General features: G+C 51.3%; 17 protein-coding genes. All 17 read left to right on the top strand.

Annotated elements, in window-relative coordinates; all coding sequences use genetic code 11:
- The first annotated feature begins 288 nt into the window (after window positions 1–288).
- The 17 genes from AAIH57_RS23055 to AAIH57_RS22975 all read left to right on the top strand — a co-directional run bounded on the left by AAIH57_RS23055 (window position 289) and on the right by AAIH57_RS22975 (window position 14,077).
- Complete coding sequence (locus AAIH57_RS23055) at window positions 289–621, top strand: hypothetical protein (RefSeq protein WP_430023138.1); 333 nt, start codon at window positions 289–291, stop codon at window positions 619–621.
- Window positions 622–895: 274 nt separating this feature from the next.
- Complete coding sequence (locus tag AAIH57_RS23050) at window positions 896–1,735, top strand: transporter substrate-binding domain-containing protein (protein ID WP_430023137.1); 840 nt, start codon at window positions 896–898, stop codon at window positions 1,733–1,735.
- A 25-nt stretch (window positions 1,736–1,760) separates the two neighbouring features.
- Complete coding sequence (locus AAIH57_RS23045; RefSeq protein WP_175395065.1) at window positions 1,761–2,504, top strand: amino acid ABC transporter permease; 744 nt, start codon at window positions 1,761–1,763, stop codon at window positions 2,502–2,504.
- Between the two features lie 4 nt (window positions 2,505–2,508).
- Window positions 2,509–3,219, top strand: coding sequence for an amino acid ABC transporter permease (locus tag AAIH57_RS23040; RefSeq protein ID WP_175394979.1), 711 nt, complete (start codon window positions 2,509–2,511; stop codon window positions 3,217–3,219).
- A complete protein-coding gene (locus tag AAIH57_RS23035) occupies window positions 3,216–3,968 on the top strand; it encodes an amino acid ABC transporter ATP-binding protein (protein ID WP_430023136.1) in 753 nt (250 codons plus the stop codon). Before AAIH57_RS23040 ends, AAIH57_RS23035 begins: the two co-directional genes overlap by 4 nt.
- Before the next feature lie 121 nt (window positions 3,969–4,089).
- Window positions 4,090–4,377: a nucleoside-diphosphate sugar epimerase gene (locus tag AAIH57_RS23030; protein ID WP_175394977.1), complete on the top strand. Its 288-nt coding sequence runs from the start codon at window positions 4,090–4,092 to the stop codon at window positions 4,375–4,377.
- A 23-nt stretch (window positions 4,378–4,400) separates the two neighbouring features.
- Window positions 4,401–4,739 (top strand): restriction endonuclease subunit S, encoded by a 339-nt coding sequence (locus AAIH57_RS23025; RefSeq protein ID WP_175394976.1) that lies wholly within the window; start codon window positions 4,401–4,403, stop codon window positions 4,737–4,739.
- A complete protein-coding gene (locus AAIH57_RS23020) occupies window positions 4,736–5,035 on the top strand; it encodes a hypothetical protein (RefSeq protein WP_430023135.1) in 300 nt (99 codons plus the stop codon). Before AAIH57_RS23025 ends, AAIH57_RS23020 begins: the two co-directional genes overlap by 4 nt.
- 1 nt (window position 5,036) lies before the next feature.
- A complete protein-coding gene (locus AAIH57_RS23015) occupies window positions 5,037–5,378 on the top strand; it encodes a hypothetical protein (protein WP_413036703.1) in 342 nt (113 codons plus the stop codon).
- 254 nt (window positions 5,379–5,632) lie between these two features.
- The gene (locus tag AAIH57_RS23010; protein ID WP_312884234.1) at window positions 5,633–6,727 is read left to right on the top strand and encodes a CgeB family protein; all 1,095 of its coding nucleotides are present in this window, start codon (window positions 5,633–5,635) and stop codon (window positions 6,725–6,727) included.
- 50 nt (window positions 6,728–6,777) lie between these two features.
- A complete protein-coding gene (locus AAIH57_RS23005; RefSeq protein ID WP_430023134.1) occupies window positions 6,778–7,917 on the top strand; it encodes a CgeB family protein in 1,140 nt (379 codons plus the stop codon).
- Between the two features lie 19 nt (window positions 7,918–7,936).
- Window positions 7,937–9,532, top strand: coding sequence for a glycosyltransferase family 4 protein (locus AAIH57_RS23000; RefSeq protein ID WP_430023133.1), 1,596 nt, complete (start codon window positions 7,937–7,939; stop codon window positions 9,530–9,532).
- A gap of 14 nt (window positions 9,533–9,546) precedes the next feature.
- Entirely contained in the window at window positions 9,547–10,638 is a 1,092-nt protein-coding gene (gene wecB / locus AAIH57_RS22995; protein WP_430023132.1) for a non-hydrolyzing UDP-N-acetylglucosamine 2-epimerase, read from the top strand.
- Complete coding sequence (locus AAIH57_RS22990) at window positions 10,631–11,617, top strand: polysaccharide biosynthesis protein (RefSeq protein ID WP_430023131.1); 987 nt, start codon at window positions 10,631–10,633, stop codon at window positions 11,615–11,617. The genes wecB and AAIH57_RS22990 overlap by 8 nt, the downstream gene beginning before the upstream one ends.
- The gene (locus AAIH57_RS22985) at window positions 11,614–12,441 is read left to right on the top strand and encodes a dTDP-4-dehydrorhamnose reductase family protein (protein ID WP_175394972.1); all 828 of its coding nucleotides are present in this window, start codon (window positions 11,614–11,616) and stop codon (window positions 12,439–12,441) included. The genes AAIH57_RS22990 and AAIH57_RS22985 overlap by 4 nt, the downstream gene beginning before the upstream one ends.
- Complete coding sequence (locus AAIH57_RS22980) at window positions 12,423–13,364, top strand: NAD-dependent epimerase/dehydratase family protein (protein ID WP_430023130.1); 942 nt, start codon at window positions 12,423–12,425, stop codon at window positions 13,362–13,364. Before AAIH57_RS22985 ends, AAIH57_RS22980 begins: the two co-directional genes overlap by 19 nt.
- Entirely contained in the window at window positions 13,361–14,077 is a 717-nt protein-coding gene (locus AAIH57_RS22975) for a glycosyltransferase (protein ID WP_175394970.1), read from the top strand. Before AAIH57_RS22980 ends, AAIH57_RS22975 begins: the two co-directional genes overlap by 4 nt.
- Window positions 14,078–14,222 lie beyond the last annotated feature (145 nt).

Genomic DNA, 14,222 nt, shown 5'->3' with positions numbered 1-14,222 from the left:
CTAAAACCCGCCCAAAGGATGTTCCTTAAGGCGGGTTTTATGTTATAACAGCCAGTTATTTCGAGTGGAATATCTTAGATTTGTGGAGTCATTTTATCATAATAAGGCTTCCAGGAATATATAACGCCAATTCAATCTGTCTATATGTGAATTGAAAACTCCGATGCACAAAAAAACCGAAAAAATTCCCAAATTTCGTACTTTCAACCCTCGCCTAAAGCAGCCCTTTTCCTGTAAAATAGAAGTAACTGATTCCAGCCAAGCACTGAAATAAGGAGAGAGACGACAATGAATACTAAACCTGATTGCGGCGTATCGTTGCAAATCGACGATTATCTGGATCTTTTGCATTTTGCCATCCAAATTCAGGATCAGGAATGGCAGCAGTCCCTTATCCACCAGCTCAAGATATTTCAGCCGATGGCGGAGCAGCAGCGATCACCAGAAGAGGAATTGTGGACACGGCTGGATTATATCAACAGCAAATTGACAGGGCTGTGCAACCAGCTGCATGCAGCACACACCCAAGATGAACGCGACAAATTTGAAAAACGAATTGGCCTTCTGCAATCCCAGCGGCTGGAAGTCGCACGTAAAATCAAATGGGCCAGTCGCAGATAGATAAACATCATGAATGGGAAAAGCCTTTTCTCCGCCAGACCGGTTGGGAGAGGCTTTTTTTGATGGAATGGGTTGTGGAGAAAGTTTCAGCATAGAGAAGTTCTATAAGGATATCAGGATGTCCTATTAGGCTTCATATTGCCTCAGGATGACTCGCGGTGATATTCTGTGTTCAACCTAATTCCGACTATACAAGTATGAATGGTTAGTTAAAATTCGGAGGCATGGGAGTACACATCATATCGGCTGTAACAGCCTGTGGAGGAGATCGGGAATGGCTAAAAAACGGGGGATTCATCCATTCCGGACAGCTTTGCTGTTCGTGACCATGTTGGCGGTGCTGGCAGGATGCAGCACAGGCAGCGCTTCAAATGAAGCAGATACCACATCTGCATCCGGTCAAGATAAAGTAAAGAAAATTATCGTGGGTACAGGTACGCAGTTTCCGAATGTTTGCTTCATTGATGAGAATGGCAAGTTGACAGGATACGATGTTGAATTGATTCGCGAGATTGATAAACGGCTGCCCGAGTATGAGTTTGAATTCAGTACAATGGAGTTCAAAAACCTGCTGTTAAGTCTGGAGACGAAAAAAATTGATCTGATCGCTCACCAGATGGAAGTCAATGAAGAGAGACAGGCCAAGTTTCTGTTTAATGATGAAGCCTATAACATTTTCCCCAATAAAGTGGTCGTGAGTGAGAAGAACAAGGATGTGAATTCCATCGAAGATCTTAAAGGTAAAAAACTGATTGTGGGTGCTACGAGCAATGCGGCTGTACTCGCTGAGAAATGGAATGCAGCGAATGGAGGCGAGATTGAAATTGTCTATTCCGGAGCAGGGGAAGATACGAATACCCAGATCAAAACCGGCCGGGTGGATGCCACCATCAGTACACAATTTGCGATCGATTATCAGAACAAGGTAGTTGATGCCCAGTTAAAAACGGTAGGGGAGGCCCTTTCCAACTCGAAAGTGTACTTCATCCTCAACAAAGACGAGCAGGATCTCAAAACCAAAGTGGATGAAGCCCTCAAATCCATCAAGGAAGACGGGACATTAAGCAAACTGAGTACTGAGTGGCTTGGAGCGGATTATACGGTTGAAGAGTAGCTAGGAGAAAGGTGTGCAAGCGGTAATGGGAAAATCATTTGATCTATCCTTGGTTCTGGACTTCATCCCGGAACTGCTACGGTATTTGCATATAACACTGATTGTACTGGGCGGGTCCATTGTGCTTGGACTGGTGGGTGGTGTGCTGCTGGCGGTTCCCAGGCTCTACCGGATTCCGGTACTGAGTCAGCTCGCTACCCTGTATGTATCTTTCATGCGTGGCACACCGATTCTCATCAAGCTGTTTCTGGTCTATTACGGTCTACCCGAATTGCTCAAGCCAGTGGGCATTGATCTGTCCAGAACCGACCCGCTGCTGTTTGTCATCGTGACCTATGCACTGAGTGATGCTGCCTCCTTTGCAGAGATATTTCGGGGAGCGGTTCGCAGTGTCGATAAGGGCCAGACCGAAGCTGCTTATGCAGCGGGCATGACCACGTTCCAGTCTTTCCGGCGGATCGTTGTCCCTCAGGCACTCATCGTGGCTTTTCCCAATATGGCGAATACGCTGATCGGTTCGCTCAAGGACACATCACTCGCTTTTTCCATCGGTGTCATGGATATGGTGGGCAGGGGGCAAACGCTGATCTCGGCTACGTCACATGCGCTTGAGGTATATATCAGCTTGTCGGTTGTTTATTATGTCATTGTCATTGTACTTGAAAAAGGATTTGCTCTTGCTGAGCACAGACTGCAGCGTCATGAACGCAAGAGAACGGTACACAAGCCAGCGGTCAGGGCTAAACGCCTGAAACGAATAGCGGGGTGAGCATATGTCCATTGATCTCCAGTTTATCTATACATCTTTTTTTCAAATTCTGAAGGCACTGCCGCTGACGCTGGTCATTACGATTGTCCCGTTGATTGCAGGTTTTGGAATCGGTCTTGCCACTGCGCTGATTCGAATCTACCAGGTTCGCTGGATTCATCCTGTGGCAGCCTTCTACGTGTCCTTTCTGCGGGGTACACCGATGCTAATGCATTTGTTTCTGATCTATTACGGCATACCGATGATTATTGACAAACTGGCTGCCCGGTACGGGTGGGCCTTTCAATCCGCCTCCATCCCCATTCTGGTGTTTGTGTTAATTGCCTTCTCGTTGACGGCTGGAGCATATATGTCCGAGATTATCCGTTCGGGTATCCTCGCTGTGGATCGTGGACAGATGGAGGCTGCACACGCTGTTGGCATGAGCACTTCACAGGCGTTGCGGCGCATCATTCTCCCTCAGGCCATCGGTGCTGTACTGCCCAATCTGTGCAGCATGTTTGTCGGGTTTCTGCATGGATCAACCCTCGCCTTCACGGTTTCTCAGATGGACATTCTCGGCAAGGCAGATGTCGTTGCATCCGTCAGTCTGAAATTTCTGGAGGCCTTCATTGCAGCAGCAGTCATTTATTGGGGGCTGACCGTCATCGCGGAACGGATCACAGCTCTGCTGGAACGCCGGGTTGCCATCTATAGCAAAGGAGGGGTTTCATGATTACATTGAGCAATATCCACAAATCATTTGGCAAGCAGGAAGTATTGAAGGGCATTGATCTGACTGTGGAGCAGGGGGATGTCGTCGCCATTCTTGGCCCCAGCGGATCTGGCAAAACGACATTGCTGCGCTGCGTAAACTTTCTGGAGCGTGCGGATGAAGGCAAAGTACAGATCAACGGTGTCGGCGTGGACTGCAAACATGCGCGCAAACACGATATTGTGCAGATCAGACGGAAAACAGCCATGGTTTTCCAGCATTATAATCTGTTCAAACACAAAACGGTTTTGGATAACGTCACGGAAGGACTGATCATAGCGCAGAAGATGTCCAAAACGGACGCGCGTGCACGTGCTCTGCGTGTGCTTGAACAAGTAGGACTTTCAGAAAAAATCAATGAGTATCCCAGTATGCTGTCTGGCGGACAGCAGCAGCGTGTCGGGATTGCTCGTGCGCTGGCTCTGAATCCCGAAGTCATTCTGTTTGATGAACCGACCTCTGCACTGGATCCGGAGCTGGTCGGTGAGGTACTGTCAGTCATACGCTCGATCGCCCAGGAGGGGATTACCATGATCGTCGTTACCCATGAAATGGGTTTTGCACGTGAAGTGGCGAATCGGGTTGTGTTCATGGAAGGGGGCCATGTGGTTGAGCAGGGTACACCGGAGGAGATATTTTTAAGGCCCAAGCAGGAACGAACGCGCCAATTCCTGAGTCGATACTCCTCCGACTGGAGTTATGTCATTTGACGATATAGGCGCAAGCTGGAGTAACTGACGATCCCGGCCCGGCATATGCTGTAGCAGGCAAATGCTGATAGGCCGGGTTTTTCTATGGGTGAAGCAGGCCGTGACGGTAAGGAGGAGGACCATGCAGAGCAAAGTTGATGAAATACTCACACATATTGCACACTCACACCAGCAGCTCGCACGAGTATTGGATGCCAAACGCCAGATCGCTGTGCGGATGTCTGACATTATTAATCATTTGCCGGATATCGAACCGGAGCTGGATGGCGTTGACGGTCTGCTCGATAGCTCTGGACAAATCAACAAAAGCATCATCTCCTACTTGGGGGGACTTGCAGATCTGGAAGAAGCTGTTGCCGAAACGCTGACTCAGGTCATGCGGGAGATGGCAGGACAAGAGGAAGAATAAGCCCGGAAGGCGGGTGAGAGAACATGAGCAGAGAACAAAGTCTCATTCTGATGCTGGATGCTGCAGCCAAAATGCAGTGGAACATTGCACTGATTTTGGAGGCCAAAGCGGTTGAGGCCGAGAAAGTCCGGAATTGGGCGCTGAATCATCTGAACGGTGAAGCATTTCTAACCCATGGTGATCAGGTGTCAGAGCCGCTGAAAATGCATGACCAGCTGGTCGAAATGCTGGAAGGGTTAACCCGGATGGAAACAGGACTCTGCAACAATTTGAAAGCTGTGATGGTAGATAACCGTGCTGAAGAAGGCGGGATGGACGGAGACATGTTTGGCGGCATGGATCTTGGAGATTTGGGAAAATGAGTCTGCTGCAGCGTGAGCAGGAAGTTAAACTGGCCCTTATTGAGTCCATTGCACACAGCCAGCAGGCACTGGCTCGTATTCTGGACAGTGTAGCCAGTGTAACCGCTCATTCGGAAGTATCTGCCCGCAATCTGGCCGAGAACATTCGTCTGCTGAGTCGGTATCAGGAAGAAATGTCCCGTATGGTTACGGGTATCAGGCTGGCGCGAATCCAGCATGGGGAGCCTGGCTTGCCGTGGCTCAAAGACCCCGAATATGCGATACGTATCGTTCGGGACATACAGGAGGAATGTTGATATGTTAAGAAAGAAGAAATTGCGGCTTAGAACCAAAAGAGCTTTGCTTGCCCGTGGTGCACGTCTGCGCAAAATCAGAAAGCTGCGTGCCCTTAAGGGCAAACGTGTCCTGCACAAACGCACGCTTAAAGGACGTAGTGCGTGGCTCAAAAAAAAGAAACGTACGGTACGACGGCACCGGAGTCCGAAGCCCGTACAACCAGTCGTCCCGGCTACCCCTACCGATCCGAACCCGGACAACGCGTACAGTCAGGGGTACAACGAGGCGTACAACGAGGGATTCAACGCGGGTTTCGCCAAGGGATTCGAGGACGGACATCAGCTGGCGTACAAGGCACAGTAACCGGATAGAACTGCATCTCGGTAAACCAATAGATGCGGATGCGAACATAGGACGCCCGGGGGGACACTTCCCTCCGGGTTATTTGTTTGGCCGCAGAAGCGGACATGCCCGTGCAGGCCGATGTGGAGGGCAGACGCCAATTTTGCGCCTTGCAGGACACCCGTCCATGATGCATCTGACCCCGGGGCATATCCTTTAGAGGGAAGACCAATCTCGGGGAGAATCTGAATGGAATCTCCTGAAAGGAAGACAGGGTGAAGGATGTGGCAAAAAAACGACACCGACCGCTCTCGGAAGCAAAGATAGCCTACCACAGTGGATATGCTGAAGGCCGCAGATTCGGCGGCTGTCAGGCCATGATGGAGCGAGTGCAGATGTTTGAGCCGACCCTGCGGGATATGAAAGTATTGTACATTCCGCAAGGGTTTGATGCCATCGATGAAGGTGTCATCATAGCATTGCAGCAATCTGTACGCGAATGTGTTGTTGGATCGCCGGCAACCATGCTGCAGGATGCGAGCCAGCACAGACCGGATATCGTGCTGGTCATGAATGGATTGCATGTTTTTCCTGCAGATCACCTGGAGCAGGTGAACGGGATACGGGCACTCGGTATTCGGACAGCGGTATGGTTTGTGGATGATCCGTATTTTACCGAAGATACAGCGACCATTTGCAAGCATTATGATCTGGTATTCACTCATGAAGAAGCGGCGGTGCCGTTTTATGAGGGGAATGGTGCGAGCAGGGTCATCTATATGCCGCTCGCCGTGAATCCTGGCATGTTTCAGCCACGCCGCATTGCTCCGCAGCATCAGTATGATATTTGTTTTATCGGCACGGGCTTCTGGAACCGGATCGCCTTGTTCGATGAGCTGGCCCCCTTTCTGGCGAACAAAAAAGTATTCATTGCCGGCGGCCAGTGGCAGCGGCTGACACGGTCGGATGTACTCGGTCCGTTTATCCATGAGGGATGGATTGATCCAAGTACGACCGTTGATTATTACAATGGCGCCAAGATTGTCATTAATATTCATCGGACCTGCGAGAATGGTGAGGACAATCGCAATACACATCACCTGGAAGGTCGGTCCATTAATCCAAGAACGTATGAGATCAGTGCTTGTGGCACCATGCAAATTACAGATGCGCGTGATGACTTGCCCCGCTTTTACCGGCCGGGTTATGACATTGAGACGTTTACGACAGCAGCCGAACTGGAGCGCAAAATCAAATATTACCTGCAGCACGAGGAAGAACGGCAAGCCATGGCCTGGCGGGGGCTGCTGACTACGCTGAACCAGCATACGTTTACCCGCCGGATCGCCCAGCTGCTGGAACATGTATAGAGCCAACCCGTAATACAGCGAACTTTATCATAAACAAGAGGAGTGGCGGTATGTCTATCAAACACCGTAAAAAGAGGAATTTTCATGCGCCAGTACTCAGCCTGGCTGATCAGGCCCGCAAAAACGGGCAGCATGCCGGTTATGATGCAGGCAAGGAAGAAGGATATCTGCGCGGGCGTGCCAACTATATTGTCAATTGTGCACAGGAACCTTTGCCTTTCCGGCAGCTCCACGTCCTGTACGTCTCTTCGGGTAAAGGATTTCCTTATTCCCCGCTGGATGAAGCGATTATGGCCACCCTGCAGGGCATGGTCGCTCAGGTAACATTGTCCGATCCACGGCAGCCGGTTTCTGAAATTGCGCTGCAAAATCGGCCCGATCTGGTTCTGGTACTGGATGGCATGGATATTCCGCTTGAGCATATTGATGCGATTCGCCAGGCAGGCATTCCGACCGCAATCTGGCTGACGGACGATCCGTACTACACGGATATGACGATGGAGCGTGTTCATCATTTTGACCATATCTTCACACTTGAGCTGAATTGTGTCGAACTGTACCGTCAGAGTGGCTGTGCATCCGTCCACTACCTGCCGTTTGCAGCGTTCACCAATCACTACTTTCCCATTACGACTCCTTCCCCGCTGCACCGGGACGTCAGTTTTATCGGATCGGCCTACTGGAACCGGGTGTACTTTTTCAACCCAATCATGGCTCAGATCATGTCACACAATACCGTGTTTAATGGCATCTGGTGGGACCGTCTGCCAGACTATGAAGCCTATGGCGAGAAGATTGAACATGGACGCTGGATGAGTCCGCAGGAAACCAATGATGTATATAACGGCACCAAAATTGTCATTAACCTGCACCGTTCCCACGAAGACGATTCCGTCAATAACAACCATCTCAAAATACCACCAGCTTCCCCGAATCCAAGAACATTTGAAATCTCGGCTTCCGCAACATTACAGCTGACCGATGCGCGTGATGACCTGGCGCGGTTCTATAAGCCGGGTGTGGAGATCGAAACATATTCCTCTCCCCAAGAGCTGCTCGATAAAGTTGAATATTACCTTAGCCACGAGAAGGAGCGCCGTGAAATAGCCCTTCGCGGACTGGAACGGACGCTCAAGGATCACACGTATGGCAGAAGAATTAACGAAATGCTGACGATTATATTCCCTTAATTTCCGGTCGGGAGGAGGTGTGCACAGAGCCCTGCATAATGTTCATGCAGTGGTCCGTGCAGCCATGGCGACTAAACCGAAACTGATGTTGTTTTCCCATGTGTGCAATACCCGGAGTATAACGGGAGCGGAGAAACTTTTGCTCCATTTTATGAGGGAAATGGGCTCAATCTTCGACTGCGTGCTTGTTGCCCCGCAGGAAGGCAAACTGGCCGGACTTGCGCGGAGATTCGGCATACAGGTCAAAATCTGCTCTCTGCCGATGCTTCACGGTGTGTACACACCCTACCAGGGCATTGCAAATGATGCGGAACTGCTTCGCCACACACCGGCTTACCAGGATGTGGTTTCCCTGATCAGGGAAACCTCGCCTGCGCTGGTATTAACCAATACCTGTGTGAATGTAATGCCTGCTGTAGCAGCCAAAGACCTGCAGATTCCGGTGATCTGGAAGATTACGGAGATTATCCAAATCAATGATCATACCGACGAGGCTGTACAGATGATAAACCGGTATTCGGACTGGATTATCGGCATATCCGAAACCGCTGTTGCACCTTTCAAACATGCGGGCATGACCGGGAAGCTGACGGTTCTCCCTCCAACCTGGGATCCGTCACTGCCTGCCCCGGACCGCTGGTTGCATTTGCGTGAACGCAAGCGCAAGGAGCTCGGCTTCAGGTCCTCGCATGTCTGTATCGGCTATATCTCTTCTTTTATATATGATGCCAAGGGGCTCAAGCCTTTTGTTGACATGGCTCTGCAGCTGTGTGAAACCCATTCACGAGCCAGGTTTTGGATCATTGGTGCGCCAGCAGATAAAAAGTATTATGACGAATGCGTGGCACGAGTGAAAAAGTCAGGATATTCCCGCAGATTCACCTTTACGACTTTTGAAGAAAATGTATCTCTTGCGTATACGGCAATGGATATGGTGGTTATTCCGAGCATGGTGAAAGAAGGCTTTGGCATGACCGCGCTGGAAGGCATTTATTTTGCCAAACCGGTTATTGCCTTTGCCCAGGGTGGGTTGTCGGAATTGCTTGAAACGGTAGGCAGTGGCGGATTTCTTGCTCCACCGGGGGACAGCAATGCACTTGCCGCCTTGGCGACAACATTGCTGAACGACTCGGAGCTGGCGTCCGATATCGCCTGGCGGGGGCGGGCAGAAGCGGAACGATTGTATGGAATCGAAACCTACAGGTCCGGCATGCATACGATGGTGACACAGTGGTTACTGCGGTTCCCCGGTTGGTTCCCCTACATTCAGGCACCGAATGGCCCGGTGTACACCTGGGGAGAAGGGGGATTACGTACCGTACTTGCATTGAATCCAGGGGCAGTCAGAGCACTTTTGTTCCCCCTGTCCGTGATTCAGGCATTACCCATCTCCCCACTTCCGCCGCTTGCCATCGGCGATCCTGTACCCGCTGATGTGGTTCAAAAGCATACCGCCAGCCGGATTGGCAAACGGAAAACAAGAGCAAAAAAGCGAATCCGGAAGGCAACTCATAAAAAGAGAAAGCATCTGTACAGGGCGAAACCAACGGCTCGCAAGCGTACGTCTGCCAAGTCAAGGCGCCGGGCGCGCCGGAAAGGTTCCAATACACGATGAAGGCAGGGATTACGATGAAGATCATGACGGTGCTGGGCACGAGACCGGAGATTATTCGGCTCAGCCTGATCATTTCCAAGCTGGACCAGTACGCGTCCAAGCATATTCTTGTGCACACAGGACAGAACTTCACGGAAAGTCTCAGCGGTCAGTTTTTCAAGGAGATGGGCCTGCGTGCGCCAGACTACGTCCTTCAGGACGAAGCGGCCACGCTGGGCCGCCAGTTATCCTCTATGTTCACACAGATGGAAGACCTGCTGCTTCAGGAAAAGCCGGATAAAGTGCTGCTGCTCGGTGATACCAACAGCGCACTGTGTGCTGTGCTGGCTGAACGCATGGGCATTCCCGTCGTTCATATGGAAGCGGGTAATCGATGCTTCGATCTGGATGTGCCTGAAGAGAAAAATCGCAGGGTCATTGATGCCATATCGACCATTAACATGCCATACACCGAACAGAGCAAAAAGCATCTGGTCAGTGAAGGTGTGCCCAGCCGGCGAATTGTGCTGACGGGTAATCCCATCTATGAAGTGATGCGCCATTATGACGCACAGGTGAATGCCAGCAAAATCCTGAAAAAGCTGAAGCTGAAGTCCGGCCAGTACTTTTTGGTCACAGCCCACCGGGCAGAAAATGTGGATCATCCACCTCATCTGATGGAGATTATGAAAGGTCTGAACCAGGTTGCGGAGGAACATGGCCTCCGGGTGATCTGCAGCATTCACCCCCGCACGGCCATCCGGATTGCAGAGCATTTGCAGCTGGAGATGCACTCCCTCGTGGAATTTCACGAGCCGTTCGGATTTTTTGACTTCGTCATGCTGGAGCGTCATGCACGCTGTGCACTGACGGACAGCGGTACCGTTCAGGAAGAATGCTGCATCATGGGTGTACCCACAGTGACCATGCGACGGACAACCGAACGTCCGGAAACGGTGGACTGCGGCAGCAACGTAGTCTCCGGTCTCGATGCATCCCGTATTGCGGGATGTGTGAAGGTCATGACAGAGATGGCAAATGACTGGGAGTGCCCGCAGGGTTACAAAGCAACGGATGTATCCAGTAAAGTGGTCAAATTTCTGCTTGGAGGGAAAATACATGTTTGAAAATAAACGCATTCTCGTGACAGGCGGTACTGGATCATGGGGGTATGAACTTGTGGCTCAGCTGCTGCCTCAGCAGCCGAAGGAAATTATCGTTTACTCCCGTAATGAATCAAGCCAGGTGGCGATGAGCCGCGAGTTCGAGGACCCTCGTCTTCATTTCCGCATTGGTGATATTCGCGATAAGGAAGCATTAACCGCTGCTTGCCAGCAAGTGGATTATGTCTTCCATCTGGCGGCGCTCAAACACGTACCTGTATGTGAAGATCAGCCTTATGAAGCGCTCAAAACCAACGTGATTGGAACCCAGAACGTGATCGAGGCTGCCATTGAGAATCAGGTTGAAAAAGTGATCTACATCTCGACCGACAAGGCGGCTAACCCATCCAACTTCTATGGCATGACCAAGGCGATCGGCGAGAAATTAATCGTATATGCGAATCTGCTGCACAGCAACACCCGGTTTGTGACGGTGCGCGGTGGAAATGTACTCGGTACCAACGGCAGCGTTGTGCATCTCTTCAAAAACCAGATCCGCCAGAAAGGTCAAGTGTCCATCACGGACATGAACATGACCCGTTTCTTCCTTACATTGAAAGATGCAATCACGTTACTGTTCAAGGCTTCCGTGGAGAGTGTAGGCGGTGAGATTTTTGTCATGACGATGCCTACGTGCAAAATTGTGGACCTTGCAGAAGTGCTGATTGAAGATTCCGGTGTGGAGAACGTGGCCATTGTGGAGCGCGGCACCCGGCCAGGTGAGAAAATCCATGAAATTCTGATGAGTGAATTCGAGAGTATGACAACCGTTGTGTACGACGAACAGTACCTGGTCATTCTCCCTACACTGGGTATACCGGGACTGCGTGAACATTACACCAACTGCCCTCCTGTTTCTTTTAGCAGCTTCAGTTCTGAACATCAGTTGATGACGAAAGAGGAGATTCGCGACATTTTGAAACGCGGAGGATTTCTGTCATGAAGCTCCTGATACTTGGTGGAAACGGAATGGCCGGCCATGTTATGGTCGACTATTTCCGCCGTCAAGGCGTGCACAGTGTCTTCTACACTACCCGGGACGTGTCCGACCCGAATGGTCTGCTGCTGGATGTGAACGACAGTTATATGGTGGATCGGCTGGTGGAAGCTGTGCACCCGGATGTTATCGTTAACGCGGTAGGTGTGCTGAACAGCTTCGCAGATGAAGATAAAATTACCGCGTATCACATTAACGGCTTCCTTCCGCATCGTTTGCGGAGGGTGGCCGATACGATCGGTGCCCGACTGATTCACATCAGCACGGACTGTGTCTTCAGCGGGGATCGTGGCTCGTATACGGAGAACGATGTCACGGATGGAACGTCAGCTTACGCCATTACCAAGGCACTGGGCGAAGTTCATGACCCGGGACACCTGACGATCCGTACCTCCATTATTGGACCGGAAATCCGGAAGGGCGGGATTGGTCTGATGCATTGGTTTATGTCCCGCACGGGTGAAGTGGGCGGGTATACGCGCGTTTTCTGGAATGGAGTGACTACACTTGAACTGGCAAAATGGGTGGATCATTATCTGGCGTCACCCGTCAGTGGCCTGATCCATCTGGCACATCCTGCACCTGTCAGCAAACACGATCTGCTGCTTCTTTTCCAGCAGACCTGGAACAAGCAGGATGTGAATATTGTGCCTGATGACAGTCTTGTGCAGGATCGCACTCTCGTTTCCACACGCGAGGATGTGAAGACAGACCTTCCGGATTATTCTACGATGCTGAAGGAGCTGGCATTATGGATGGAGCAGAGCTGACTGGCAAGAAAGTGCTGATTACGGGTGCCTCCGGTTTTACCGGACGGCACGCTGTGACCTATTTTACGAGCGTCGGTGCCAAGGTTGCAGCCGTGGTGAGGCGAGCAGGCGTGCATTCGTTTGGCGAAGACGTTGCCGTGCACGTCTGTGACCTTAACGACAAACAGCAGGTACGTCATCTGATTGACGAGGTGCAGCCGGATTATGTGCTGCATCTCGCGGGCAAAAATTCGGTCCCGGACTCCTGGTCGGATCCGCTGCTTGTACTGGAGACCAATGTGATGGCTGTGCTGTATTTGCTGGATGCTCTCCGGAGCTGTCCGTCCGCACGGACCGTCATTGTAGGTTCCCGCTTGAAATACACGGCTGAACCGGGCCGAAACCCCGAACCGCCGCACCCTTACAGTCTCAGCAAAGCGCTGGAGGAGATGGTGTCCTTGTCCTGGATGTCCCTGTTTGGTCAGCAGATCATGCTGGCTGAGCCGGGAAATCTGATCGGTGCCGGCCCCTCCACAGGCATCTGTTCGCTGCTCGCACGGCATGTTGCTGCCTGTGAACTTGAGGGCAAAAGCGAGGCTTTTCGTCTATCCGGGCGGGATAATACACGAGATTTTCTGGATGTACGGGATGCGGTCAGAGCCTATGCCACGCTTCTTGTGCATGGGACCACGGGGACCGTTTATCCGGTTGTTTCGGGAACGGAACGCAGTCTGGGTGAAATCGCCGATACCTTGCTCTCCATGACGGAGGCAGAAGTGCCTGTCCGCTGGGATGGAGCTTCTTCAGGTCCGGATGGGGCTGGCAAGGAGGAGGAGTTATCGCTGCTGCGCAAGCTGGGATGGAAGCCCCAGATTCCGTTTGCTCAATCTCTCCAGGACATTCTAAGCGATGTACGCAGGCAGCAAGGAGGAAATGCTGAATGAATCCAAAAGTGTCGGTTGTCATTCCATTCTACAATTGTCCTTACGTGCCGCAGGCGGTTCAAAGCGCAATAAACCAGACGTACACCAACGTAGAAATCATTGTGGTGGACGATGGCTCCACTAGTCATGCGGAGCTTCTCCAGCCATACCTGCCCCAAATCTATGTTCTTGGCAAGAGCAATGGCGGCACAGCCTCGGCTCTTAATCACGGTATCCGACATGCGTCCGGAGATTATGTGGTCTGGCTTAGCTCGGATGATTTCCTCTATCCGGATAAAATTCGTTATCAGGTGGAGTTCATGCAGCGGGAAAATGTGCTTGCCTCACATACCAACTTTCATTACATTAATGAACATTCCGCGGTTACCAAGCTGCATGGCGGAGCGGAACCGATGTCCGAGATCGAATGGCTGCGTCGCTTCGTAAGTGGCAATCCCGTCAATGGTTGTACCGTCATGATCCGCAAGGATTTGTTTGGTGCTGTAGGTCTCTTCGATGAGCTGCTGCCTTATACTCATGATCTGGATCTCTGGCTGCGCATTCTGCTGAACGGGCATCGCTTTCCATACCTGAATGAACCTCTTACGGCATACCGTTGGCACGGCGGGATGGGGTCGGTGCGTCATGCAGAGACCATCGGCAAGGAGGCCTCCATGGTCTGGTCCAGATATCGGGAACCTTTGCTGCAGCGAATTGCGGCTATGGGTGGTTAAAGAGACGGAGTAACTCTGACGGAGGGGTTATGGGATATAAGATGCCCATAATGCCCTCTGTATTTATTTTCTATCACAAATGCCCGCGAACTGAAGGCCGGGTCCTCATATGATAAGGGGAACAGTTTTTGCAGAGACAGGCGGA

It is taken from the genome of Paenibacillus sp. MABNR03, assembly GCF_050455445.1.
GTDB classification, from domain to species: Bacteria; Bacillota; Bacilli; order Paenibacillales; family Paenibacillaceae; genus Paenibacillus; species Paenibacillus xylanilyticus.
The sequence above is the reverse complement of the archived record's forward strand: the minus strand, read 5'-3'. Positions and strand labels throughout refer to the sequence as shown.